Raw genomic sequence first — 23,669 nt, forward strand, 5'->3', positions numbered from 1 at the left:
GTGACCCATGGCATACCGCGCGGTCACAGGTCTCCGGCCCGTCAGAGGCCTTCCGCGACGGCGGCTGCCGCGTGCAGCCACGCCCGGCGTGTCGGCTTCGCCAGCGAGTCGAAATCGAGCCTGCCGCCGTGCAGCGCCGGGTCGAACGGGATGGTCACCGCGCGCCGGGCGAGCGGCTCGAAGCCGGCGGCGACCGTGCGGGCATCGGTGCGGTTTCCGGTCCGCTCCGACTGCGACACCACGACGACGGCGTCGCGGGCGAGCCTGGCCGACCGTTCGTCGCGCTGCGCGAGGGCCTCCAGCAGCAGCGCCCCCGCCTCCGCGTGCTCACCGAGCGCTGTTGTCGCGATCACCAGCTGGTCGGTGTGGTCGATCATGCGCAGCCAGCGCTCCGCCGACTCGTCGTTGCCGGAGTCGACGAAGATGAGCCGGAAGTACTTGGCGGCCACCGCGTGGAGCCGGTCGAAGTCCTCGGTGGTGATCCGCTGCTGGGTCGCCAGCATGGCCGGATTCGACCGCAGCACGTCGTACTTGTCGGCGGTCTGGTGGTGGACGAAGTAGCCGAGCTCCGAGGACTGCGCGGCGGGGGAGAGCAGGTGATCCACCGCGGGCAACAGGGTCTGCAGGGTGGCGTCGTGCGCCGCCTGCTCCGTCCGCCAGCCGAGAGTGCCGCGCGTCTCGTTGTTGTCCCAGGCGAGCACACCGGAGCCGCCGTTGCGCGCGAAGACGGAAGCGAGCATGGCCGTGGTCGGCGTCTTGTTGGCGCCGCCCTTGCCGTTGACGATCGAGATGGTGCGGGGACCGGCCCAGTGCCGGCTCACCGCTTGCACCTCGGCGCGCTCCTCGCGCTCCGACCGCGACGCCGCGACGGGCAGCCCGACGCGCACGAGGAAGCCGCGCCAGCCGCGTGCGGCCCGGTCGGTCCTCGGCTGCTCCTGCAGGAACGAGGTGCGCTGCGGGCCGTCCTGCGTGTCCGGCGCGTCTGCGCCGAGTGGCGCCTCCTGCCCATCCGGCGCATCCTGCGCATCCCGCACATCCGGCGCGTCCTGCGCGTCCAGCGCATCCAGCTCGGCGTACGCCCCGGCCGAGTGGGCGCCGTGCGCCGGCAACGGCGCCGGCACATCGCCCTGCTCGACAGGGTCCGCGTCGAGCGGCTCCTCCTCGCCGATCTCGCCGTCGGGATGCACCGCGAGCAGCCACGCGCCATCGTCGTCCTCGGCGGTGAGCTGCACCGGGCGCCCGAGGTCGGCGGCGACGGCGGTCACCCGGGTGAGCACGGCGTCGCGCAGCGCTTCGACGCTGTCGGCCGCGAACTCCTCGCGCTCGCCGTCGACACTGAGCTCGGCGGTGGCGTCGCCACGGAAGCGTGCGGTGATGAGGGGGATGGTCGGCAGGTCGAGGGCCACGGCTGTCGTGTTCTCCTTCTGACGCATCCGTTGTACAGGATGCAGACGTCGAACACGCACGATAGACCCCGGTCGCGAAACCGTGAAGGGACATTGTGCCGATTATCAGGGAGGGCCAGCGGGCTCGGTAGGGTGGATCGGTGATCCCCGACCCCGTGCTCGTCCTGCGAGACGTCACCTTCCGCCGCGGGGGCACGCACATCCTCGAGGGCATCGACCTCACCGTGCGAGCGGGGGAGCACTGGGCCCTGCTGGGGCCGAACGGCGCGGGCAAGTCGACCGTGCTGGGCTTCTGCGGCGCCCTCAGCTTCCCGACGTCCGGCACGGTCGACGTGTTGGGGCGGCGCCTCGGCCGGGTGGAGCTGCAGGAGCTCCGGCGGCACATCGGCCACGTGAACCCGCGCCACCCGGTGCGCTCGCCGCTGACGGTGACCCAGGTCGTGCTGACCGGGCTGACCGGGACGCTGGAGCCGCCGATGCGGTGGGAGGCGACGGAGGCCGAGCTGCGCCGGGCCCGCGACCTCACCCACGCGGTCGGCCTCGACGAACGATCCGACGCCCGCTGGCCCACGCTGTCGCAGGGCGAACGCGGTCGGGCGCTGATCGCCCGCGCGCTGATCTCCGACCCGCGACTGCTGCTCCTCGACGAGCCGACCACCGGGCTCGACGTGGCCGCGCGGGAACAGCTGCTGGAGACGATCGACGGTCTGTCGCACACGTCTCCGGAGCTCGCGTCCGTGCTGGTCACCCACCACCTGGAGGAGCTGCCGGAGTCGACCACGCACGCGCTCCTCATCGCTCACGGCCGGACGGTCGCGCTCGGACACATCGACGACGTGGTCACCACCGAGAGGGTCTCCCGGGCATTCGAGCACCGCATCCGGGTCGAGAAGGCCGACGGGCGCTGGAGCGCGCGCGCCGTGCGGGAGCATCCGATCGGCGGAACGACGTCGTGACGGAGTTCGCGACCGCCGACGACGGAACCCCGATCGCGTTCGAGGAGCACGGCGTCGGAGTCCCCGTCCTGCTCATCGCCGGCCAGGCGACCGGGATGCACGGCTGGGGCGCGTTCGCCGAGGCGCTGGCCCGCGACTTCCGCGTCATCGTGTACGACCACCGGGGCATCGGCGAGAGCGGACTCGGTGACCCGTCCGCGTACTCGACGCGGGGGTTCGCGGCGGACGCCGTCGCCGTGCTCGACGCAGCCGGAGTCGCCGCGGCCAACGTGGTCGGCCACTCGATGGGCGGACGGGTCGCACAGTGGCTCGCGGCCGACCACCCCGAGCGCGTGAGGCGCCTGGTGCTCCTGGCCACCAGCTCCGGGGACCGCAGCGCAGCGCCGCGCGACCCCGCTGCGATCGCGGACCTGCTGAGCGGGGACCTGGCGCGGATGGTTCCCCTGTTCTTCGACGCGGAGTGGGCGGACACGCATTCCGCCGATGTCGAGCGCTTCTTCAGCCGGGTCGCCTCCCGTCCCGCCCTGCGCGGGCACTTCGCCGCGAGCCGTGACCACGACGGCTCTGGCGTCCTCGATCGCATCCGTGCCGAGACGCTCGTGGTGCACGGCACGCACGACGCGTTGACCCCGCTGGCGCACGCGGGCGTGCTCGCGGACCGCATCCCGCGCGCCGCCCTCGTCGAGTTCGATGCGCGGCACGGCCTCCACCTGGACACCCCCGCCGTCGAGGAGGCCGTGCGCGCCTTCCTCCTGCCGGAGGGCCAGCGCGCCCGCCCCACCGGCGTCAGGTGACGGCGAACGCTCCGTCGTTCGCGGCCACCACGAACTCCGCGAAGTCGGCCTCCGCCTGGTCCGCATAGCGCTCCGCCCACTCCGCCAGAGCACGTACGAACGACGGACCGGAGCCGACGTAGCCGGAGACGAACGGCGCCTTGGGCGAGCGGGCATGCGCCCGTGCCAGCACCGCACCGCACATGCGGGCGTAGTCGAAGAACTGCGTCCGGTTCATCGATGGGATGTCGAACGACGCATTCCGGTTGCGGAACTGGCGCATGTAGAAGGCGAAACCCTCCACCCGGAGGAACCCGAGGAACGGGTCGGAGACTGCCTGGAGGATGCGCTGGCAGGCGACCACGCGGTAGCCCTGCTCATCGGGCAGCAGGCTCAGGTCGAGGTACCCGGTCAGCGGGGCCACACCGCCGAACCGCTCGACGACGGACGCCTCGGCTTCCTTCAACTGCAGGAGCACCACCTCGCCGGTCGGACCGCGGAGGGCGATGATGAAGCACCGGGTGCCGACGCTTCCGACTCCGACGACACGGCGGGCGACGTCGTCCAGCCGCAGCTGCGACGCGAGGAGCGCAGTGTTCGGAGGCAGGGTGCTCCTGTATTGCTCGTAGGCGCCCTGGGCCAGCGCCTGCACCTCCGGCTCGGCCCGCCGCAGGATGGGCGGACTGTCCACGAAGCGCAGCACCCCATCCTCACCCGTTTCGAGGGTCTTGCGGGCGACGTGCTCGCTGGTGCGCTTGCGCGACTCCTTGGTCACCTGGTCGACGAGTCGCACCATGTCCTTGCTCAGGGCGTTGCGGTTTCGCGAGGACTCGACGGTCGCGGGCGAGTAGTACCGGGTGGTCAGCGGGGCTTCGAGGGCACGTCGCAGCGCGGTCCGGTACTGCGCAGCCCCCGCCTCCGTCGTGTCACGGATGCGGTCGGCCGGCAGCCCCAGGGATCGCCCGGCGAGGACGACGCTGGCGAGCAGGCGCTTCACATCCCACTCCCACGGGCCGACCGTCGACTCATCGAAGTCGTTGATGTCGAAGACCATGGCGTTCTCGGGTGACCGGTAGATGCCGAAATTGCTCAGGTGCGCGTCGCCGCAGATCACCACCTCCGCGCCCGTGGTCGGGGCGCCCGCAAGGTCGGCTACCTGGATCGCCGCCGTCCCGCGATAGAAGGCGAACGCGTTCGCGCTCATCCGCTCGACCCGGAGGTCGATCAGGTTCTGCAGGCGGTTCTCGTGCTGAGCCTGCAGGATGCCGACCGGGTCGCGGCCGGGCGGCGGCGCGTAGTCCGCCTGATCGGAGCGCGGCAGGGCTGCACGCGCAGCCCGTCCCGCCTCGCGGAGCTCCTCTGCGGTGAGCGGACTCTCCGCGCGCTCACCCGCCTCTGCGACGTCCAGTGTCATGCCGCGCCTCCTTCCGGTTGCGGTGCCCCGACGTCGACGCGGAGCACCACCGGGCGTGGACGCGCTCATCATAGGTCCGCGCCCGGCCGCTAGGGTATGCAGAATGCAGGAGTGGATCGAGCACCGCCGCGAGGACGGCGAGCGCGTCGGATGGCTGCGTCCGGAAGGTGACGGGTTCGTCCCGGTCGACCTCCTCGGACGGGAGCTGGGAGGCGCGGTGGACTGGCTCACGGGCGAAGAGACGCTGGAGCGGGCCGGCATCGGCTACCTCGCCGACCGGTACGAGTTGCAGCTCGAGGACGGGCGCCGCCTGCGGGTCCGTCTCACCGAAGTGTCGACGCAGCGGATCGTCGTGAAGAAGGACGACTTCGGCGCCATCGATGCCCCGCAGCTGTTCTACACGCTGCCCTTCCCCCTGCCGGAGACCCTGCGGCCCGCCTGACGGACCCCGCTGACTTCGGGGTGTCCGTGCACCGCATCCCGGCGCTAGCATCGGCCGCACGCGGGCCGGAAGGGCCGCTGGGAGGAGGGGCCCGTGATTCCGCTGACCGTCGGTACCCTGGCGGAGAGCCCGGAACGGCCGGCCGTGCTGGACGGCTCCCGCTTCAACAGGCACACCTTCTGGTGCGGGCAGAGCGGGTCCGGAAAGACGTACGCCCTCGGAGTCGTGCTCGAGCAGCTGCTGCTGCACACCGCGCTGCCGATCGCCGTCCTGGATCCGAACGCCGACTTCACCGAGCTGGCGCGCACGCGTGACGACGCGGACCGTGCCGACGCGGAGCGCTGGGGCGACCTCGGCATCCGGGTGCTCCATTCGAGCACCGAGCGTGAACCGCAGCTCCACATCCGCTTCGTCGACCTCAGCGTGCGCTCCAAGGCCGCCGTCGGCCGCCTGGACCCGATCGTCGACGAGGAGGAGTACAACGCCCTCCTGCACCTGGATGTGACGCCGGAGACCTTCTCCCGGGACACGTTCCTGCAGACGCTCGCCGCGTCGACCGACCCGGCGCGGCGACGCCTGGGCCTCCGGCTCGACAACCTGCAGATCCTGGAGTGGCCGCTGTGGGCGTTCGGCGGGTCCTCCGGTGCAGCCGCGGTCGCCGAGCGGCCGCGCGCGGTGGTCCTCGATGTCGGCGGGTTCACACATCCCGGGGAGCCGCAGGCCGCGGCGCTCGGCATCCTGGAGGACCTGTGGCTGAAGCGGATGGAGCGCCGGCCGATCCTCATCGTCATCGACGAGGCCCACAACTTCTGCCCGCCGGCGCCGCGGTCGAGTGTGGAGGCGCAACTGACCGAGCAGCTCATCCAGATCGCCGCGGAGGGCCGCAAGTTCGGACTCTGGCTGTTCCTGTCCACTCAACGGCCGACCAAGATCCACCCCAATGTGCTCTCACAGTGCGACAACCTGGGACTGATGCGGATGAACTCGCCGCGCGACCTCGCGGAGCTCGCCGACGTGTTCGGCTTCGTGCCGCCGGACCTGCTGCAGTCGTCGCCGTCGTTCCGCAAGGGCGAGGCGCTGTTCGCCGGCGCGTTCAGCGAGCAGCCGCAACGGGTCAGGATCGGCCGCCGGCTCACCGTCGAGGGAGGCAGCGACCTCGCGGTCGCGGCAGGCTAGCCACCCCGCGTCTCTTTGACGCGTGAGGTGCTCGCAGGTGCACCTGGCTGCGGCGTGTCGGCGGCAACTGCGAGCACCTCGACGGCGTTCTTCCCGATCGCGCTACCCACGGTGGCCGGTCTGGTCGCGGCGCTGCTGCCGCTCGTCCCGCCGGGCGTGCGACTCCTCTTTCATCAGTTCGCGGGTGTGGCTGAGGTCGCCGATGATGGGCCGCCACAGCCGCGCACGCGGATCGGAGTCGATCAGGATGGCCCGGAACAGCAAGGTGAGCGGAATGGCCAGGATGGCGCCGATCGGGCCGAGGACGACCGCCCAGAACAGCACGGAGAAGAAGGTGAGCGTCTGGCTCAGGGCGACCGCGCTGCCGACCACCTTGGGCTGGACGACTGACTGCACCACCGCATTGATGATCCCGTAGATGACGATGATCGCGATCACGGTGCCCCAGCCGCCGGTCAGGTAGCCGAAGACGATCGGCGGCACCAGCGCGAAGAAGTAGCCGACGTTCGGGATGAAGCTGCACAGGAACGACAGGATGGCCCACAACAGCGCCGCCGGCACGCCCAGTATCCACAGCAGGATGCCGTTGAGGACGCCCTGCACGATCCCGAGCAGAGTGGTGACGACCATGTAGCGGCGGACCGAGTGGGCGTACCCGCTCATCGCGTACACCAGGTTCGGGCGCGTCGGCTGCAGCTGACGGAGCAGCGACGGTGTGTACGCCGCATCGGCCGGCATCAGGATGAGCATGGTGAGCACGATCACCAGCAGGGCGACGATGCCGAGGGCGTTGCCGAGCAGACCCGTGAGGAAATTCAGCATCGTTCCCGGATTGAACCCGGACTTGATCTGCTGCAACTGCTGCGGCCCGACGCCGATGCTCTGCAGCCAGGACGCGATGTGATCGCCCAGCTGCTGCAGCTGCGGCTTGTACTGGGGCAGCATCCCCACGAACTGAGCCAGCGCGACCCACAGCAGGCCGATGAAGCCGGCGAGGAGCGCGAACACCGTCAGGCCGACGGCGCCGGTGGCCAACCCTTGCGGTGTTCCATGCCGTTCGAGCCAGACGCGCACCGGTTGAGCGCAGATGGTCAGGATGAGGGCGAGGAAGGTCGGCGCGAAGATGCCCTGGATGCCCGCGATGCCGAACGAGACCACGGCCACCGCGGCGAGGCCGAGGAGGATTCGGAGGCCGCGCCCGAGACCTCCCGAAGCGTTCAGCTCGGCGTCGGGGTCGATCGGGCCGGCCGGCGCCGTCGGACGCGGACGGCGGCGGAACGGCCACCGACTGCCCTGCTTCGGTGCCGGTTGCGGTGCAGGCGCAGCTTCACCCGTGCTCATCTGGAGCACTCCTCCCTGACGGCGGCCGTGAACGGTCGCGAGCGGTGGGCCTGGAGAACCACAGCCGTCGTCCGAGGGCGACGGCTGTGGATCCGGGATGCCGGTCCGGTCACGGCGCGCGCCGTGCCGGGGTCGTTCAGACCGTCGGCGCTGCGGGCGGTGTCGTGGTGGGACCTGCCGGAGCGGCCGGCGCCATCGGCGTTGCGCCTGCGCCGCCGGGTGCGGCCGGCGGTGCGCCGTGGCCCGCGAGTGCCCGAGCCTTCAGGTGCGCGAACTCGTCCGGCGTGATGGCTCCGCTGTCGAGCAGCGCCTTGGCCTTCGCGATCTCGTCGGCCGGGCTCGACGTGGCGACCTGACGGATGTAGTCGTCCGTCGCCGACTGCATCTGTCGCGCCTCCCTCTGGTTGCGCTCGGCCATGCCGGGGCCGCGCGCGATCAGGTAGACGAGCGCCGTCAGGAAGGGCACGAAGATCAGGAAGATGATCCACAGCGCCTTCCACCAGCCGTTCAACTTGTGGTCACGGAACAGGTCGCTGATGATCGCGAACAGCGCGAACAGGTACGCCACGAAGGCGAAGCTCCAGAAGAACAGCCAGACGACACTCCAGAAGTTGCTCCAGTCCATAGTGGACTCCCCTCTCGATTTCCAGCTCGACGTCTGGATGTGCGGTGAGAGTATCGCCGGGCGCGTTCGCGCGGCTAGAGAGAACTTTCGGGTGCGGGATGGGTCAGCTGAGCGCGTCCAATTCCGCCGTCAACCGGTCCACGATCTCGGACGCCAGGAAACCCAGGCGGCCGACGCTCCCGCTGAGCCGCCGGCCGGCAGCCACGTGCAGGTAGGTGCCCCAGACCGCGGCCTGGAGCGGTTCCGCACCGCGGGCCGCGAGTCCGGTGATGGCTCCGGCAAGCGCATCGCCGCTTCCCGACGTGCCGAGGCCGGCGTCGCCGTCGCCCACGCTGAGCAGGCGCCCGTCGGGCGACGCGACCCGGCCGAAGCAGGTGACGACGGCGCGGTAGCGGTGGGCGAGCTCCCGGGTGTCCGCGTCCAGGTCGTCCGCCTCGCGCCCGAGCAGCCGAGACGCCTCCTCCGTGTTCGGGGTGAGGATGCGCGGGCCGTCACCCGCGAGACGCGGTCGCCCCGCGAGCGCGCCGAGCGCGAAGGCGTCGAGGACGATCACCGTGTCGCGGCCGGCCGCGCGGGCGGCGCGAGGGAGCATCCTGGCAGTCTCGGTCGCGTCGTCGAGCCCCGGCCCGAGGAGCACCGCATCCGCGCCGGCCAGGTCGCCGGCCGCTTCGCGGACACCCGCACCGCGCACAGCACCGCTGGATGTCTCCGGAAGGGGGACGACCCCCGACTCGGGGAAGGCGACCGCCACCTGCGCGGCCACGGATGCTCCGACCGCCAGTGTGAGGCGCCCGGCGCCCACGCGCAGGGCGGCGCGACCGGCGAGCATGGCAGCGCCAGGGGAGCGGAGCGCTCCGCCGAGGACCAGCACCTCGCCGCGGGAACGCTTGGACCCGGACGGCTCCGGGAGCGGCCAGGCGCGCAGCAGCTCGGGTGTGACCTCCTCGGCGGGCTCGGGATGCGCGCCCGTCCGCTCACGCATCGGTCCGCGCCTCACCCGCGTGCTCGGTCGCGGGCAGGCCCGCGGCCGTCAGGTGCGTGTCATCGGCGAATGCCTGCAGGTGCCATTCGGCGCCGTTGAAGCTGAGCTCGGTCACCGACGCGTTCGCGATGGGATGGGTCAGCAGGTGCTCGGCCAGCTGCGCCTCGGTCATCCGCAGCAGCACGTACAGGAAAAGGCTGACCACCGCGTCATGCGCGAAGACGACCACCACACCGTCCCTCGAATCGGTGGGGAGGGCATCCCGCAGGAACGAGCGGAGCCGCAACGCCACATCCGTCCACGCCTCGCCGCCCGGTGCACGGTAGTAGAACTTGCCCGACCAGCGCCGCCGGTCGGCCTCCAGCGGCAGCCGGCGCTCCACCCCGACCGCGGTGAGCCGGTCGAGGATGCCCAGCTCGCGATCCCGGAGGCGCTCGTCGATGCGGAGCGGGACACGCTCGCCCAGGGCGAACTGCGCGGTCTGGATCGCCCGGCGGTACGGCGAGCTGTACACGACGGCGTCGGCGGGCAGCGCTTCGCGCAGGCGGGCGCCCAACGCCCCGGCCTGCAGCTCGCCGAGCGGCGAAAGGCTGACGTCGGCGTCGCGCGCCTCGACGGCGATGACATCGACGCCGGCGGCCTCCGCGGCCGCAGCGGCGACGTTCGCCGTGCTCTCGCCGTGACGAATGAGGAGCAGGGTGCGGGCGGTCATGCCGAGGACTGTACCCCCGCCGTCCCGCCCCTGCGCCCCCACCGCCCCGCCGTCGAGTACACGAATAGTGCACGCGACACGCCGCGACGGCGAGCAGTTTTTGTGTACTCGACGGTGGGGCGCTAGCGGCGGGGGGAGGCGGGGGCGAAGGATTGGGTGCCCAGGACGGAGAGCAGCGCCAGCTTCTCGGCGGCCTCCGTGCGCGGCGGAGCGGTGAGCACGAGGAGGCACTGCGACTGGTCCTCGGTGAACAGCGCCTGGCAGTCCAGCTCGATGGCCCCCAGTTCGGGATGCAGCAGCGTCTTGTGGTCCTCGAACCGGCGGGCGACCTCGTGCCGTTCCCACAACTCGGCGAACTCCGGGCTCTCCGCCAGGAGCGCCCGCACCAGCTCACCCGCCCGCGACCGCGGACCCATCGCGCCGTACGCGTCGCGCAACGAGGCGACCTGCGCCCGGCTCTGACGCGCGCGGTCGTCCTCCGGGTACTGCGCCCGCGCGGTCTCCGGATCCGTGAACCAGCGGTAGTACTCACTGCGGGCCAGGCCCGTGTAGCCTGAGCGGTCGCCGAGCAGGGCGACGGCCATCCGGTTCTGCACCAGCGTCTCGCCCAGGTTCGACAGCACCAGCGCCGGTGTGTCGTCGAGGCGGTCCAGCACGCGCAGGAGGGCGGGGGAGACGTGCCCGGCACCCGAGAGTCGATCGGGAGTGTTGTGTCCGGCGACGCGGTACAGGTAGTCCCGCTCGTCGGCGGTCAGCCGCAGCGCCCGTGCGAGCGACGACAGCATCTGCTCGCTCGGCTGGGGGCCGCGCCGCTGCTCCAGCCGGGTGTAGTAGTCGGTGGACATCGCCGCCAGGAGGGCGACCTCCTCGCGCCGCAGCCCGGGGGCACGACGGCGGGCGCCGGCAGGCAGGCCGACGTCTTCGGGATGCAGCGTCTCGCGATGGCGTCGCAAGAAGTCGGCGAGTGCGGCACGGTCCATACCTCCATCATGGACGCCCTCGCCCGCGGCAACCAGGGACCGCCGATCCCTGGATGACCGCTCCACTTCCTCCGCCTGGCGGCCGGCCCGAAGGTGGAGGCATGAACATCACAGGAAACACCGTCTTCATCCCCGGCGCGACCAGCGGAATCGGGCTCGCCCTCGCCGTCGCCCTCCACGACCGCGGTAACACCGTCATCGTCGGCGGCCGGCGCACCGAGCTGCTCGAGCAGATCGCCGCCGAGCACCCCGGCATCGACACCGTGCGCATCGACACAGCAGACGCCCAGAGCATCCGGGACGCTGCGACCGAGGTGCTCGCCGCGCATCCTGACCTCAATGTTCTGGTCGCCATGGCCGGCATCATGCGGGTCGAGGACTGGCACACCCCGGCCGGCTTCCTGGACTCGGCCGAGGCTGTCGTCGCGACCAACGTGCTCGGCCCGATCCGCCTGATCGCCGCATTCGTGGGGCACCTGCAGACGCGCCCCGACTCGACTATCGTCACAGTTTCGTCCGGTCTGGCGTTCACGCCGCTGAAGGCGACACCCAGCTACAACGCGAGCAAGGCCGCCGTCCACATGCTCGGCGAGAGCATCCGCCTCCAGCTGGCCGACACCTCGGTGAAGATCCTCGAACTGGTGCCGCCGGCGGTCCGGACCGCCCTGCTGCCCGGCCAGGAGGAGAGCGAGTTCGCGATGCCCCTCGACGACTTCGTGGCCGAGGTGATGGAGCTGATCGAGACGCAGCCGGACGCCAAGGAGCTGCAGGTCGAACGGGTCAAGTTCCTCCGTTACGGCGAGGCCCGCGGCGACTACGACCGTGTGGTGGAGGTGCTCAACGCGTCCGACCCGCACGGGAAGGAGGCGGCGTAGGGCGCTCCGTGCCGCCTCGTGATCACGGCCCGGCGTCGGCAGTCGCTCGTGCTGCTCGGCGCCGGTTCGCGGTCTCGTCGAGAACGACGACGACGAGCAGCACCAGGTTGACCAACCAGCTGAGAGCGAGCGGCGTGAGCACGCTGTGCATGACGAACAGGGCGAGTGCGACAACGGCGCCGACCAGATGTGTGCCCAGCCACGGTCCGCCGACCGCTCGCCGGAAGACCGCGTTGGCGACCAGGTAGAGGGCTGCCGAGCCGGTCAGCAGCCCGGCGGTCCACACGTTCGTGTCTCCGGTCGGATCCTGCAGCACCAGACCGTCGGCGACCGCGGCCAGCACGATGCCGAAGACGAACAGGATCGGGATGTACGTGAACGCCGTCTGCGCGACCATGCCGCGCCCGGCAGCGTTCTCGATGTACTCGCTGCCGCTCCGTTGGTTGTGGGTGAAGTAGAGCAGCCACATCAGCACCGTGCCGACGAAGGCGCCGACGAAAGCGCCGAAGGTCGCCCACCCGATCGTTCCGGCCCCGAAGGTCGACCCGGTGACGACGATGGATTCGCCGAGCGCGATGATCAGGAACAGGCTGACCCGCTCGGACATGTGCTCTCCTGACACGTTCCAGGTCTCCACCCGGGAGGCCCCGAGGCCCGGTGTCCAGTACCGGACTCGTGGGCCGACCAGGTCGATCACCAGCGCGAGGAGCCACACCCAGAGGCGGGCCTGATCCGGCACGAACGCGCCGATGATCCAGACCGCGCCCGCGACGGCATGCCAGACGCTGATGCGCACGAAGTTGACGGCATGCGCTGGGCTCTGTCGCGCGAACGCGAAAATCGCGAACACACTGCGGCTCAGCTGCAGTGCGACCATGCTGACCGCGAAAAGCAGCGCGCGCGCACCGAACGCCTCGGGGATCGCGATCGAGACCAGCAGACCGAACAACATCAGCACGATGAAGAGGGCGCGAACGGCACCGGTCTCCGGGTTCAGCCAGCTGGACGCCCAGGTGGTGTAGACCCACATCCACCAGACGGCCCAGCCGAGTATGAGGGTGTGCACCAGTGAGCTGCCGCTCTGCTCGTGGATGAGGATGTGCGAGACCTGCGTGATGGCGAAAACGAACACCAGGTCGAAGAACAGCTCGATGTAGGTGACGCGGTGCGATGCGTCGCCCGTAGCCGGCCGCAGCAGGTCGGCGGAGAATCCGATGCGGAACCTCTCGCTTCGTTCGGCCACACGCACAGTATGGCCGCACTCGCAGCATTGCCGGGATCGTCAGGCGCGCGCGCCCGCACCGCTCACGCGCAGGAACACCGTGACCCAGGCGAACACGATGACGCCGGCGATCAGCTCGGTCGCTGTCAGGACGTAGTAGCCGGTGACGAAGAACACGGCGGCCACCACGATCACCGCGAACGACAGGTAGCCGAACAGGAGGAAGGCGCGCGGCGCTTGCGGCAGCGCCGGGCGCACCCAGAAGATCAGCAGCGCGAAGGCGATCAGCATCCCGACCGCCGAGACGTTGTGCAGGATCTGCGACACGTCGAGCGGGAAGAGGCCGACCCCCGCCAGCAGCACCCCGATCAGGATGAGACACACGCGCACGCGCAGCGTCGCCGCGCGGAGAGAGGCGTCGACCCCGGTGAGGTCCGTCGCATAGCGGGCGATCGCGGCCATCATCAGCCCGGCGACGATGAGCGTCAGGTTGAAGGTCAGCGACGAAACGCTGTTCGTCATGCCCAGCGCGCTCAGGTGGAACTGCCACCAGTGCGGGTCCGGCGCGGTCAGCGTCGCCACCAGGATGCCCACCACGGCGAAGACCGCCAGCACGGTCGACAGGCGCATCAGGTCCATTCGCGTCGCCGACAGGAAGACCGCGTAGGCCGTCACGCCCGCAGCCGCACCGGCGAGCGCGGTCGCCGACAACGCGTAAACGGTCGCGTCGGCGAAGCCGTCCGCGAGCACGGCTCCGAGCAGCAGCCAGCCCAGCAGGGCGATCATCCCGTGCGACACGGCGATCACCGCCGTGTCGAACACGGACACGGCGGGTGCGCTCCGGGGGGCGCTCCCGGGCTCCCGGTCCGGTCGGCCACCGAACGGGGTCAGCGCGTCGCGGTGCCACAGGCGACCGACGACGTACGCGGCCACGGCCAGGATGCCTGCGGCCAGTGCGGTGAACTGCGACACCGAGCCGGGACCTACGATGGGAAGGGACCGACCCCAGAAGAAGGGGAGGGAGACGATCGCGGCGACCACCAGCGCGGCGGCGCCCACGACGATGGCGGCACCCTCCAAGTCGAGCGCGGCCGCCCTCATGGCCACACGAGTGGTGCTTCTCTGCCGGATCCCGGTCATCGTCGGTCCTCCTCCTCTGTCCGTCGCTGCCTGAACGTTCGATCAGGCCTCGGTCGCGCGGGCAACGCGGCCGGCCGGCGCCGCCCTTCGTCCCGGCAGGAAACCCGCCACGACCGCCCCTGCGATCGCCACGACGATCAAGGGCACCATGGCGAGCGCATAGTTGTCGCCGGGGCCCCGCGCGGTGAGGCCGAGGATGCTTGCCACGATCGCCGTCCCGAAGCTCGATCCGAGATTCGAGACGCTGCGGGACAGGCCGGAGATCTCTCCCTGTAGTTCCTCCGGGAAGGCCGACTGCACGACGTTCACGCTGGGTGTGAGCATGACCCCGAGCCCCAGGCCGATGACGAGTAGTCCGGGGGCGAACGGCCACGCCCCTGGCACAGCGCCCACCAGCAGGAGCAGAACCGTCCCGAGGGCGGTGACCAGGAAGCCGCTGAGGATCAGCGTGCGCTGGGCGATCGACCGCACCAGACGGCCGGCGCTGAGCGAGGAGACCAGGATTCCGACCGTCGCAGCGCTGAAGATCACGCCCGATTCGACGGCGTCATACTGTCGCACCACTTGAAGGTGGCCGGCCACAAGGAACGAGATTCCCATCAGCAGGAGCCACTGGAAGTTCTGAGTGACCAGCCCGAGGTTCGATTCTCGATTCCGGAACAGCGCGGTGGAGAGCAACGCCGCGCGGCCGTGACGCTCCCGTCCGCGGATCCAGGCGTAGAAGCCGGCGATGATGGCCGCGCCCGCGACGAGCAGCACGACTCCCAGGACGACGCGGTCGTCGATCGCCAGGATGCCCGTCACGAACACCACCAAGCCGGCGCCGGAGAGGACCGCCCCGATGCCGTCGTACGGCATCGTCGGGTCGGCGGGAATCGGATCCCTGAGGCGCAGGGCCAGCAGCAGGATGGCGACGATGATGATCGCCTGGAACACGAAGGCAGCACGCCAGCTGATCGCGGTGCAGATCCATCCGCCGATCAGCGGACCGGTCGCGGCCCCCACACCTCCCGCGGCGCTGACGATCCCGAAGGAGCGGGCGCGCGAACGGAGATCTTTCCAATAGAGCGTCACCAGGATGTACACCGGTGGGATCAGAAGTGCAGTGCCCGCTCCCTCCAGGATCGAGTTCCCGAGGATCAGCAGCCCCAGCCCAGGAGCCAACGCGCTCAGGACGGCGCCGACCCCGTAGATCCCCAGCCCCAGCAGGAAGCACACCTTGCGGCCGAGAAGGTCCGTGAGCTTGCCGAACGGCACCATGAGTGCCGCCATGGTCAGCAGGAACAGCGTGATCGACAGCTGGATGCCCGGCACGGTCGTGCCCAGATCTTCGCTCATGTCGTTGAGCATCACGTTCATGTTGGAGCCGGCGAACGAGCAGATGAACTGCGCGAGGGCGAGCGGCGCCAGCACCCACCCCGTCACGGCGCCCCCGGTAGCGGACATCCGGATTCCTCCCGTCGGCTGCATGATGCCTCCGCGTTGCCGGCCTCGGCTAGACCGCAGATCGCGGTCGCCCCTCTGGTACGGGCAACGGCCCCTTCCCGCCCGGATGTCCGCGGCGTTAGCATGCGCGCGAGCAGGGGCGGCGGGACGGAAGGGGCGGACATGGCTGCGGAATCGCACGGGGGCTCCCGCTTCCCGGGAATCGACGAGCACGGCATGATCGGGGACCTGCAGACGGTCGCCCTGGTCTCCACGGCGGGGAGCATCGACTGGTTCTGCGCGCCGCGGTTCGACTCGCCGTCGGTGTTCGCCGCTCTGCTGGACCCCGAGAAGGGCGGCTACTTCCGCATCCACGCGCCGGGCGACGGGATGCGCGTCAAGCAGATGTACTTTCCACAGACGGCGGTCCTCATCACGCGGTTCATGTCCGCGGACGGTGTCGGCGAAGTCATCGACTTCATGCCCGTCGCCGCCGAACCGAAGGTCCCGACCGCCAGCCGGACCATTGTGCGCGTCGTCCGGGTCGTCCGCGGCGAGGTGACGTTCCGGGTGGAGTGCCGGCCACGGTTCGACTACGGTCGCCGCACCCACACCGCGACCGCCACCGCCCACGGCGTCCGCTTCGACGACGGCGAGAACAGCGCGGCGCTGCTCGGAGTCGGCCCGGACGATCTCGACGGCGGCGACCTCGACGGCGATCTCGGCGGCAGTGCCCTCGACGGCGACGACGTCGACGTGACGATCACGCTCACCGCGGGGCAACGCCGGCTGTTCGCCTTCGAGACCGAGCCTGCCGCCGATCCGCGCGGGCTCGGAGCCGCCAGGGGTACCCGGCTGTTCCGCGACACCGTCGACTTCTGGCGCGACTGGCTCTCCCGCAGCACCTTCACGGGACGCTGGCGGGAGGAGGTGGAGCGCTCAGCGATGGTGCTGAAGCTGCTGCAGTATGCACCCACCGGGGCGCTGGTGGCCGCGCCGACGGCCGCGCTGCCGGAGCAGCTCGGCGGCGTTCGCAACTGGGACTACCGCTACACGTGGATTCGGGATGCCTCCTTCTCGGTCTTCTCCCTGCTCGCGCTCGGCTACACCGACGAAGCGATCGCGTTCGAGCTGTGGGTCGGCGATCGGGTGATCGAACAGGTCGGCGACTCGTCCGGGCCGCTGAAGATCATGTACCGGATCGACGGATCATCCGACCTGGAGGAGCTCACCCTGGACCACTTCGAGGGCTACGCCGGCTCGCGACCCGTCCACGTCGGGAACGGGGCGGCGGACCAGCTGCAGCTCGACATCTACGGGGAGGCGTTGGAGGCGCTCGCCGTCGGCGAGCAGTTCCGCCCGATCGGCAACCCGGGGTGGGCGAAGCTGCGCGGCATCCTGGACTGGCTGGCCGACAACTGGGATCAGCCCGACGAAGGGGTGTGGGAGACCCGCGGCGGCAGGAAGGACTTCACCTACGGCCGAATCATGTGCTGGGTCGCCTTCGACCGGGGCATCCGCATCGCGCGCGACCGCGGCCTCCCCGCGCCGCTGGAACGGTGGACGGCCGAACGGGACGCCATCTACGAGCAGGTGTTCACGCGCTGCTGGAACCCCGAGCGGAAGGCCTTCACGCAGTACCCGGGCACCGATGTCGTGGATGCGATCACTCTGCTGATGCCGCGGGTCGGGATGATCGCGCCGCAGGACCCGATGTGGCTGTCGACGCTCGACGCGATCGGGGAGGAGCTGGTGACCGACAGCCTGGTGTACCGCTACAACCCGGCGGCCTCGCCGGACGGCCTGCCCGGCGAGGAGGGCACCTTCTCGCTCTGCTCCTTCTTCTACGTGATGGCGCTCACCGACGCTGGGCGGCTGGAGGAGGCGCAGTACGCGTTCGAGAAGATGCTGACCTACGGCAACCATGTGGGCCTGTACGCGGAGGAGATCGACCCGTCGGGTCTGCAGCTCGGCAACTTCCCGCAGGCCTTCACCCACCTGGCGCTGATCCGTGCAGCGATCGAGCTGGACGCCGCCCTGGAGAGTGCGGCGACGCGGCGCCGATGGACCTGAACGAGCCGGGAAACCCTCCGGGCGACCGCGATCCGTCCGTCCGGAGGGGGTTGTGGCGGCACTGGGGGTCTCCGGCCGCGATCTACGGGACGATCGTCTATGCAAGCGTCGTGGCGGCGGCTTCGGGCGCCGACGACGACCAGGAGTCGGCCGTGCGCCTGCTCGTCTTCAGCCTGGTGAGCATCGTCGTCTTCTGGCTCGCGCACGTCTATTCGACCGCGCTCGGATTCCAGGCAGATGAGGCCAGCGTCAGGGGCCGCGTGCGGGACTCGATCCGCCACGCGCTCAGCGAGTCCGGTGGGATGCTGGAGGCGGCCATCGTGCCCAGCATCCCTCTGCTGCTGGCAGCCATCGGGGCACTGCCCCCCGACTTCGGTGTCGCCCTGGCGCTCTGGCTGGCCGTGCTGATGCTCGCCATCCTCGGGTTCTCGGCGTTCCGGCGTCGCGGCCGCTCCGTGCTGGTCTGCCTGGTCGGGGCGGTCGTCACGGGATCGTTCGGGATCGTCGTCATCCTGCTGAAGAGCGCGCTGCAGCACTGAGTGCGCGCGTCACCGAGTGCGAGCCTCAGCGGTCGGCGACCTCCGCCAGCAGCGCGCCGAGCTCGGCGGGGCGGGTGAACATCGGCCAGTGTCCGGTCGGCAGCTCGACCACGTCGAGGCGCTCCAGGCGCCCGACCTCCGCCAGCACCGGCGAGCCGCCGTCGACCCAGGAGCGGAGGTCCGCCGGCGTGAACTCGCACGCGACGATCGTGGCCGGGACGGCTCGACGTCGTGCGTCGTCCGTGAGCTCGATCGGGGTGGTGGGGATCGCTCCCGGCTCAGGGACGGCCGTGCGGCGGAACTCCTCCCGCTGCGCGTCGGTGAGGTCGACCAGGTCGGCGTCTTCGAAGTCCTCCCAGTCGAGCAGGTCGATCTCGCCGTCGACGGGCGTCAGGTCCGAGGCGATGACGCCGCCGGGCCCGAGCGGCCAGGAGTCGACGTAGACCGTCCGCGAGACCCGGTCCGGACGCAGTCCCGTCGCGGCGTAGGCCAGCGGACCGCCGCCCGAGTGCCCGACGAGCACCACATCCCGTGCGCCGGCGTCGCCGACCGCGTCGATCTGACGGACGATCGCATCCACCTGGTCCGGCACCGTGATGCGGCCGCGATCGGTCTCTCCCGACTCCAGGCCGGGCAGCGTGAGCGGATGCGCATGGTGCCCCGACCGCTCGATGACGGGCGCCACCTCCCGCCAGGCGTCGGCGCCGAGCCAGAATCCGGGAACGAGGATGATCTCCATGCGCCGACGGTAGCGCAGAGGTCCGACATCCCGCGCTACAGCAGCGCCAGCTTGCCGACGATGCGGTCGACCCGGTTGCGCGGACCGACGATGCTGACCGCGTAGTAGGGGAGTTCGCCGGAGCGGGACCCGGTCACCCCCTGCAGGTACTCGTCGTAGACGCGGGTCAGCTGTGCGGCAGCCGGCATATCGGCGACGAAGACGTCCTCTGCGGTCCCCGCCTTCACCCGGATCGCCGCCAGCTGCGTGCCGGAGGCCCGCAGAACCGAGCATCCCGCCCAGGGCAGCCCGGGATGCGCGCTCCCGTCGGCGTCCACCGCGTCCGGGCCGAGAAGTCCGTCCACACGAGCTGCAGTGGCCGCCGCCGCGCAGATGGCCGCATTGGCGGCGATGCCCGCAGGCAGCGACTCGTCCACCACGACCACCCATTCAGCCGGGCCGACCGCGTCGGCGCGCCCGTGTCCACCTCGTGGGGAAGGAAGCCGACGGAGTTCGTCATAGCATATGTCCTTTCGTTCGGCTCGATCGGCCTGAATCTACAGACAACGCTCGTCTGATGCTGACGATCCGAATTTCGTTCGGCGACCGCGGTATTCTGCACGACATGGACGAACTTGATCGGGCGATCCTGCGAGAACTCCAGTCGGATGCGCGGCGCAGCAACCGAGACATCGCCGCCGCCGTCGGGGTCTCACCGAGCACCGCGCTGGAGCGCACCAGGGCGCTGCGGCGACGCGGAATCATCCGCGGCGCCGTGCTCGACGTGGACCTGGCGGCGATCGGCCGCCCGGTTCAGGCGCTCATCGCCGTGCGCATCCGGCCGCCGTCGCGTCCGGTGATCGAGGGATTCCGGGACTGGGTGGCGGCGCTGCCCGAGACGCTCGGCGTGTTCGTCACGAGCGGGAACGAGGACTTCATCGTCCACGTCGCGGTCGCCGACAACGAGAGCCTGTACGCCTTCGTGATCGACCGGCTCACCCAGCGCCGGGAGATCGCCGACGTCCGGACGTCCGTCGTCTACGAGCACCTGCGCAACGGGAGCCTGGAGCCGCTGAACTGATCCGTGGGGCGGGGCTACCATGTGCCGCACCGCATCCTTCTGAGAGGAATCACGCATGCCCGCACTGACCGACACGTTCACGCTCTCCAACGGCGTCACCATCCCCAAGATCGGGTTCGGCACCTGGCAGATCCCCGACGGCCCGGAGACCTACGACTCGGTCCGCACCGCTCTGGACGCCGGCTACCGGCACATCGACACGGCTCGCGCGTACGGCAACGAGGCGAGCGTGGGACGCGCGGTGCGCGACAGCGGCATCCCGCGCGACGAGATCTTCATCACCACCAAGTGCCCCGCCGAGGTGAAGGATGCGGAGGGCGCGCGTCACGCGTTCGACCGGTCGACGGAGCTGCTCGATTTGGGCGCGATCGACCTGTACCTCATCCACGCGCCGTGGCCGTGGAACGCGATCGGCAGCGACCATCGCGCAGGCAACATCGAGGTCTGGAAGGTGTTCGAGGAGGTCTATGAGGAGGGACGGACCCGATCGATCGGCGTCAGCAACTTCACGGTCGCCGACCTGGATTCGCTGATCGACGCGACGGAGGTTGTCCCGCACGCCGACCAGATCCGGTGGTTCGTGGGGAACACGCAGCCGGAGACCACGGCCTACTGCCAGGAGCACGACATCCTCGTCGAGGGCTACTCGCCGCTGGCGACCGGGCGCCTGCTCGACAACGCGGACATCGCAGACATCGCGGAGAAGTACGGGAAGTCGGTGGCACAGGTGAGCATCCGCTACCTGCTGCAGAAGGACATCCTGCCCCTGCCGAAGTCGACGACCCCGAGCCGCATCGTCGAGAACGCCGACGTCGACTTCGAGCTGTCGGCCGAGGACGTCGCGGCGCTCGACGCTCTTCACGCGGGCGAGTGACGTCCTGAGGGGCCCTTCCGTCGGAGATCCGCCGGCCAAAGAAGGAGATTCGGCGGCCTGAGCCGTCGAATCTCCTTCTCACCGCGGTGCGTCGGAGATTTCGAGGTCCTTCTCCGCCGTTAGCAGCCACCGGCAAGATCCGCCGAAAATCGTCGCCCGAGAGCCAGGAATAAAGGCCCCCCTCCTGCGTTGGACTTGAGTGCACAAGGCTCAACTTTCAGAAACAGGAGAACACGTGCCTGAGAACTTCACTCCCGACGGTGACGGCAACAACTCGTTCGACGAGTTCCTTGCGCGGTACCTCGCGGGTGAGCGTGCGCGCAACGCACGCTCGATCGACATCAGCCGCTTCCTCAGCCGGCGCACCCAGGAGATCCTCGCCGAGGCGGGGCGCTTCGCGCTGGAGCACGGCCATAACGAGCTGGACGCTCTGCACGTCCTCCGCGTGATGGCCGAGCAGGAGCCGGCCGCCGACGCCATGCGCCGCATCGGCGTCGACCCATCGCGCGTCGCGCAGGCCGCCGAGTCGCGCCTACCCGCCTCCAGCGACGTCATCCGTGCGGACGGCGCCTCCATCACCGGTGCGCTGCAGCGCGCACTCTTCCACGCGTACCAGGTCGCCCAGGCGTCCGGCTCCACGTACATCGACCCCGAGCACGTCTTCTTCGCGCTCGTCATCGGTCGTGACGCCCCGGCCGGCCGGGTGCTGCAGGCCGCCGGTGTGACCCCGGAGGCGCTGACCGAGTCCATGGGCGACCGTGCGACGGTGGATGCGAGCGGCGCGGGCGACCGTGCCACCTCCCAGGAGGCCTCGCAGACCCCCATGCTGGACCAGTTCGGCACCGACCTGACCGCGCTCGCACGCGACGGCAAGCTCGACCCGGTCATCGGCCGGCTGGACGAGATCGAGCAGGCGGTCGAGATCCTCTCTCGCCGCACCAAGAACAACCCGGTGCTGGTCGGCGAGGCCGGCGTCGGCAAGACGGCGATCGTCGAGGGCCTGGCCCGCGCCATCGTCGCGGGAGACGTGCCGGAGCAGCTGCAGGAGAAGCGGGTCGTCTCGCTCGACCTGGCCGCGATGGTCGCGGGTACCCGCTACCGCGGCGACTTCGAGGAGCGCCTCACCACCCTGATGGACGAGATCAGCGCGGGAACCGACGAGCTGATCGTGTTCATCGACGAGTTGCACACCGTGGTGGGTGCCGGAGGCTCCGGCGAGTCCGGCGGCATGGACGCCGGCAACATCCTCAAGCCGCGTCTGGCACGCGGCGACCTGCACCTGATCGGTGCGACCACGCTGAAGGAGTACCGCCGCATCGAGAAGGACCCGGCGCTGGAGCGCCGCTTCCAGCCGGTGACCGTCGGCGAGCCGTCCGTGGAGGACGCAGTGCTCATCCTGGACGGCCTCCGCGCCGCCTACGAGGAGCACCACGGCGTGCGCTACACGGCCGACGCCATCCGCGCCGCCGTGGAGCTGTCCGACCGCTACGTCTCCGACCGGTTCCTTCCCGACAAGGCCATCGACCTGATCGACCAGGCCGGCGCGCGCCTGCGCCTCTCGCTGGGCAAGCGCGTCGACACCTCCGCCCTGATGGAGCGGCTGGCCACGCTGGAGTCCGAGAAGAACTCCGCGGTCACCGCCGAGCACTACGAGGAGGCGTCGCGGCTGCGCGACGAGATCGAGTCCGTTCAGCACTCGCTGGACGAGCTGGCGTCGGCTCCCCGGGTGGATGCGGTGGTCGGCGAGCCGGAGATCGCTGCGATCGTGTCGCGCTCGACCGGCATCCCGGTGTCCCGCGTCGGCGAGGCCGACCGTGAGCGCCTGGCGCGCCTCGAGTCGGAGCTGCACGAACGGGTGATCGGCCAGCACGACGCAGTCGTCTCGGTCGCGAAGGCTGTCCGGCGCAACCGCACCGGCCTCGGCGACGAGGGCCGTCCGGTCGGCAGCTTCCTCTTCCTCGGCCCCACCGGTGTCGGCAAGACCGAGCTGGCGAAGTCGCTCGCGGCGTCGCTGTTCGGCTCGGAGAAGGCGATGCTGCGGTTCGACATGAGCGAGTTCGGCGAGCGCCACACGGTCGCCCGGCTGGTCGGCGCCCCTCCCGGATACGTCGGCTACGACGAGGCCGGCCAGCTGACCGAGCGCGTGCGCCGCAACCCGTACTCGGTGGTGCTCTTCGACGAGATCGAGAAGGCGCACCCGGACGTGTTCAACCTGCTGCTGCAGGTGCTGGACGACGGCCGCCTGACCGACGGTCAGGGCCGCACGGTCGACTTCCGCAACACGGTGGTCATCATGACGTCGAACCTCGGTTCGGAGTTCCTGGCCAGCCGCAGCGGAGCTCTCGGCTTCATCCCGGCCGGGTCGGACGGTTTCGCCTCGGAGAAGGACATCCGCGACCGCGTGATGGGCAAGCTCCGTGAGGCCATGCGTCCGGAGTTCCTGAACCGGATCGACGAGATCGTCCTGTTCCGGAAGCTGGACGCCGAGCAGCTGCGCGACATCGTCCGTCTGCTGCTGAACGCGACCGCCTCCCGCCTGGCCGCCCGCGACATCGCCTTCAAGGCGACGGATGCGGCGGTCGCGTGGATCGCGGACGCCGGCTACGAGCCGGAGTACGGGGCCCGTCCGCTCCGTCGCGTCATCCAGCGCGAGGTCGACGACCGCATCGCCGAACTGATGGTCAGCGGCGAGCTGGGCGAGGGCGGCCGCGTGACCGTGGACGCCGAGGCCGGCGACCTGCGCGTCACCGCCGCAGCGTCCCTCCCCGTCGCGGCGTAACCGCCCCCGCACCACCCGCCACGGCGCCGGCCCGTCCCAGGGCCGGCGCCTTCGCGCATCCCGGCATCTGGTGGACGCAACACGCCGTTTCGGCTACGCGATAACGGCGTGTTGCGTCCACCAGATCGGGCGAAGC

At 70.4% G+C, this 23,669-nt stretch carries 22 protein-coding genes; 10 read left to right on the forward strand and 12 right to left on the reverse strand.

Going from position 1 to position 23,669, the window contains the following annotated elements:
* Window positions 1-41: 41 nt before the first annotated feature.
* On the reverse strand, window positions 42-1,433 hold the full coding sequence (locus tag AB4079_RS18090) for an ATPase (RefSeq protein WP_441788718.1): 1,392 nt from the start codon (window positions 1,431-1,433) through the stop codon (window positions 42-44).
* Between the two features lie 116 nt (window positions 1,434-1,549).
* Between AB4079_RS18090 and AB4079_RS18095 the strand changes: the two genes are divergently transcribed.
* Window positions 1,550-2,362, forward strand: a complete 813-nt coding sequence (locus AB4079_RS18095) for an ABC transporter ATP-binding protein (protein WP_441788763.1) — start codon at window positions 1,550-1,552, stop codon at window positions 2,360-2,362.
* Complete coding sequence (locus AB4079_RS18100; RefSeq protein WP_441788719.1) at window positions 2,359-3,156, forward strand: alpha/beta fold hydrolase; 798 nt, start codon at window positions 2,359-2,361, stop codon at window positions 3,154-3,156. The genes AB4079_RS18095 and AB4079_RS18100 overlap by 4 nt, the downstream gene beginning before the upstream one ends.
* On the opposite strand, the gene AB4079_RS18105 is transcribed toward AB4079_RS18100, so the two are convergent.
* Window positions 3,149-4,549: a DUF2252 domain-containing protein gene (locus AB4079_RS18105; RefSeq protein WP_441788720.1), complete on the reverse strand. Its 1,401-nt coding sequence runs from the start codon at window positions 4,547-4,549 to the stop codon at window positions 3,149-3,151. The genes AB4079_RS18100 and AB4079_RS18105 overlap by 8 nt on opposite strands.
* A 103-nt stretch (window positions 4,550-4,652) precedes the next feature.
* Between AB4079_RS18105 and AB4079_RS18110 the strand changes: the two genes are divergently transcribed.
* Together AB4079_RS18110 and AB4079_RS18115 are read left to right on the forward strand one after the other, a co-directional pair.
* On the forward strand, window positions 4,653-4,991 hold the full coding sequence (locus tag AB4079_RS18110; protein ID WP_441788721.1) for a hypothetical protein: 339 nt from the start codon (window positions 4,653-4,655) through the stop codon (window positions 4,989-4,991).
* A 93-nt stretch (window positions 4,992-5,084) separates the two neighbouring features.
* Window positions 5,085-6,167, forward strand: coding sequence for an ATP-binding protein (locus tag AB4079_RS18115; protein WP_441788722.1), 1,083 nt, complete (start codon window positions 5,085-5,087; stop codon window positions 6,165-6,167).
* 102 nt (window positions 6,168-6,269) lie between these two features.
* Here AB4079_RS18115 and AB4079_RS18120 read toward each other — a convergent pair whose 3' ends face one another.
* From AB4079_RS18120 to AB4079_RS18140, 5 genes are all read right to left on the reverse strand, one after another.
* Complete coding sequence (locus tag AB4079_RS18120; protein ID WP_441788723.1) at window positions 6,270-7,508, reverse strand: AI-2E family transporter; 1,239 nt, start codon at window positions 7,506-7,508, stop codon at window positions 6,270-6,272.
* A 136-nt stretch (window positions 7,509-7,644) separates the two neighbouring features.
* The gene (locus AB4079_RS18125; RefSeq protein WP_441788724.1) at window positions 7,645-8,133 is read right to left on the reverse strand and encodes an SHOCT domain-containing protein; all 489 of its coding nucleotides are present in this window, start codon (window positions 8,131-8,133) and stop codon (window positions 7,645-7,647) included.
* 103 nt (window positions 8,134-8,236) lie between these two features.
* The gene (locus tag AB4079_RS18130; protein ID WP_441788725.1) at window positions 8,237-9,115 is read right to left on the reverse strand and encodes an NAD(P)H-hydrate dehydratase; all 879 of its coding nucleotides are present in this window, start codon (window positions 9,113-9,115) and stop codon (window positions 8,237-8,239) included.
* Window positions 9,108-9,827, reverse strand: coding sequence for a histidine phosphatase family protein (locus AB4079_RS18135; protein ID WP_441788726.1), 720 nt, complete (start codon window positions 9,825-9,827; stop codon window positions 9,108-9,110). Before AB4079_RS18135 ends, AB4079_RS18130 begins: the two co-directional genes overlap by 8 nt.
* 122 nt (window positions 9,828-9,949) lie before the next feature.
* Entirely contained in the window at window positions 9,950-10,807 is an 858-nt protein-coding gene (locus AB4079_RS18140) for a helix-turn-helix transcriptional regulator (RefSeq protein ID WP_441788727.1), read from the reverse strand.
* Between the two features lie 101 nt (window positions 10,808-10,908).
* Here AB4079_RS18140 and AB4079_RS18145 point away from each other — a divergent pair, with 101 nt between their 5' ends.
* On the forward strand, window positions 10,909-11,682 hold the full coding sequence (locus AB4079_RS18145; RefSeq protein ID WP_441788728.1) for an SDR family oxidoreductase: 774 nt from the start codon (window positions 10,909-10,911) through the stop codon (window positions 11,680-11,682).
* Window positions 11,683-11,704: 22 nt separating this feature from the next.
* Here the strand turns inward: AB4079_RS18145 and AB4079_RS18150 are convergent, their stop codons facing one another.
* Genes AB4079_RS18150 through AB4079_RS18160 form a run of 3 tightly spaced genes read right to left on the reverse strand, consistent with a single transcriptional unit; the run spans window position 11,705 to window position 15,490 of the window.
* Entirely contained in the window at window positions 11,705-12,925 is a 1,221-nt protein-coding gene (locus tag AB4079_RS18150) for a low temperature requirement protein A (protein WP_441788729.1), read from the reverse strand.
* Between the two features lie 39 nt (window positions 12,926-12,964).
* Entirely contained in the window at window positions 12,965-14,044 is a 1,080-nt protein-coding gene (locus AB4079_RS18155) for a DUF998 domain-containing protein (protein WP_441788730.1), read from the reverse strand.
* Between the two features lie 42 nt (window positions 14,045-14,086).
* Window positions 14,087-15,490, reverse strand: coding sequence for an MFS transporter (locus AB4079_RS18160; RefSeq protein WP_441788731.1), 1,404 nt, complete (start codon window positions 15,488-15,490; stop codon window positions 14,087-14,089).
* 162 nt (window positions 15,491-15,652) lie between these two features.
* On the opposite strand from AB4079_RS18160, the gene AB4079_RS18165 reads away from it, so the two are divergent.
* Window positions 15,653-17,542 (forward strand): glycoside hydrolase family 15 protein, encoded by a 1,890-nt coding sequence (locus AB4079_RS18165; protein WP_441788732.1) that lies wholly within the window; start codon window positions 15,653-15,655, stop codon window positions 17,540-17,542.
* Entirely contained in the window at window positions 17,533-18,081 is a 549-nt protein-coding gene (locus AB4079_RS18170) for a hypothetical protein (RefSeq protein ID WP_441788733.1), read from the forward strand. The genes AB4079_RS18165 and AB4079_RS18170 overlap by 10 nt, the downstream gene beginning before the upstream one ends.
* Before the next feature lie 25 nt (window positions 18,082-18,106).
* On the opposite strand, the gene AB4079_RS18175 is transcribed toward AB4079_RS18170, so the two are convergent.
* Together AB4079_RS18175 and AB4079_RS18180 are read right to left on the reverse strand one after the other, a co-directional pair.
* Window positions 18,107-18,820: an alpha/beta fold hydrolase gene (locus AB4079_RS18175; protein ID WP_441788734.1), complete on the reverse strand. Its 714-nt coding sequence runs from the start codon at window positions 18,818-18,820 to the stop codon at window positions 18,107-18,109.
* 35 nt (window positions 18,821-18,855) lie between these two features.
* On the reverse strand, window positions 18,856-19,239 hold the full coding sequence (locus tag AB4079_RS18180) for a DUF2000 domain-containing protein (RefSeq protein ID WP_441788735.1): 384 nt from the start codon (window positions 19,237-19,239) through the stop codon (window positions 18,856-18,858).
* Between the two features lie 185 nt (window positions 19,240-19,424).
* On the opposite strand from AB4079_RS18180, the gene AB4079_RS18185 reads away from it, so the two are divergent.
* The 3 genes from AB4079_RS18185 to AB4079_RS18195 all read left to right on the forward strand — a co-directional run bounded on the left by AB4079_RS18185 (window position 19,425) and on the right by AB4079_RS18195 (window position 23,533).
* Window positions 19,425-19,880, forward strand: coding sequence for an Lrp/AsnC family transcriptional regulator (locus AB4079_RS18185; protein ID WP_441788736.1), 456 nt, complete (start codon window positions 19,425-19,427; stop codon window positions 19,878-19,880).
* A 55-nt stretch (window positions 19,881-19,935) separates the two neighbouring features.
* The gene (locus AB4079_RS18190) at window positions 19,936-20,754 is read left to right on the forward strand and encodes an aldo/keto reductase (protein WP_441788737.1); all 819 of its coding nucleotides are present in this window, start codon (window positions 19,936-19,938) and stop codon (window positions 20,752-20,754) included.
* A 235-nt stretch (window positions 20,755-20,989) separates the two neighbouring features.
* Entirely contained in the window at window positions 20,990-23,533 is a 2,544-nt protein-coding gene (locus tag AB4079_RS18195) for an ATP-dependent Clp protease ATP-binding subunit (RefSeq protein ID WP_441788738.1), read from the forward strand.
* Window positions 23,534-23,669 lie beyond the last annotated feature (136 nt).

The organism is Leifsonia sp. 2MCAF36 (assembly GCF_052115525.1).
Taxonomy (GTDB): domain Bacteria; phylum Actinomycetota; class Actinomycetes; order Actinomycetales; family Microbacteriaceae; genus Leifsonia.

Excerpts from the sequence above, each read along its gene's own strand:
- AB4079_RS18090 (WP_441788718.1), bottom strand. The coding sequence starts at position 1,433 with ATGCGTCAGAAGGAGAACACGACAGCCGTGGCCCTCGACCTGCCGACC.
- AB4079_RS18105 (WP_441788720.1), bottom strand. The coding sequence starts at position 4,549 with ATGACACTGGACGTCGCAGAGGCGGGTGAGCGCGCGGAGAGTCCGCTC.
- AB4079_RS18110 (WP_441788721.1), top strand. The coding sequence starts at position 4,653 with ATGCAGGAGTGGATCGAGCACCGCCGCGAGGACGGCGAGCGCGTCGGA.
- AB4079_RS18120 (WP_441788723.1), bottom strand. The coding sequence starts at position 7,508 with ATGAGCACGGGTGAAGCTGCGCCTGCACCGCAACCGGCACCGAAGCAG.
- AB4079_RS18125 (WP_441788724.1), bottom strand. The coding sequence starts at position 8,133 with ATGGACTGGAGCAACTTCTGGAGTGTCGTCTGGCTGTTCTTCTGGAGC.
- AB4079_RS18130 (WP_441788725.1), bottom strand. The coding sequence starts at position 9,115 with ATGCGTGAGCGGACGGGCGCGCATCCCGAGCCCGCCGAGGAGGTCACA.
- AB4079_RS18135 (WP_441788726.1), bottom strand. The coding sequence starts at position 9,827 with ATGACCGCCCGCACCCTGCTCCTCATTCGTCACGGCGAGAGCACGGCG.
- AB4079_RS18140 (WP_441788727.1), bottom strand. The coding sequence starts at position 10,807 with ATGGACCGTGCCGCACTCGCCGACTTCTTGCGACGCCATCGCGAGACG.
- AB4079_RS18145 (WP_441788728.1), top strand. The coding sequence starts at position 10,909 with ATGAACATCACAGGAAACACCGTCTTCATCCCCGGCGCGACCAGCGGA.
- AB4079_RS18155 (WP_441788730.1), bottom strand. The coding sequence starts at position 14,044 with ATGACCGGGATCCGGCAGAGAAGCACCACTCGTGTGGCCATGAGGGCG.
- AB4079_RS18160 (WP_441788731.1), bottom strand. The coding sequence starts at position 15,490 with ATGTCCGCTACCGGGGGCGCCGTGACGGGGTGGGTGCTGGCGCCGCTC.
- AB4079_RS18165 (WP_441788732.1), top strand. The coding sequence starts at position 15,653 with ATGGCTGCGGAATCGCACGGGGGCTCCCGCTTCCCGGGAATCGACGAG.
- AB4079_RS18170 (WP_441788733.1), top strand. The coding sequence starts at position 17,533 with ATGGACCTGAACGAGCCGGGAAACCCTCCGGGCGACCGCGATCCGTCC.
- AB4079_RS18175 (WP_441788734.1), bottom strand. The coding sequence starts at position 18,820 with ATGGAGATCATCCTCGTTCCCGGATTCTGGCTCGGCGCCGACGCCTGG.
- AB4079_RS18185 (WP_441788736.1), top strand. The coding sequence starts at position 19,425 with ATGGACGAACTTGATCGGGCGATCCTGCGAGAACTCCAGTCGGATGCG.
- AB4079_RS18190 (WP_441788737.1), top strand. The coding sequence starts at position 19,936 with ATGCCCGCACTGACCGACACGTTCACGCTCTCCAACGGCGTCACCATC.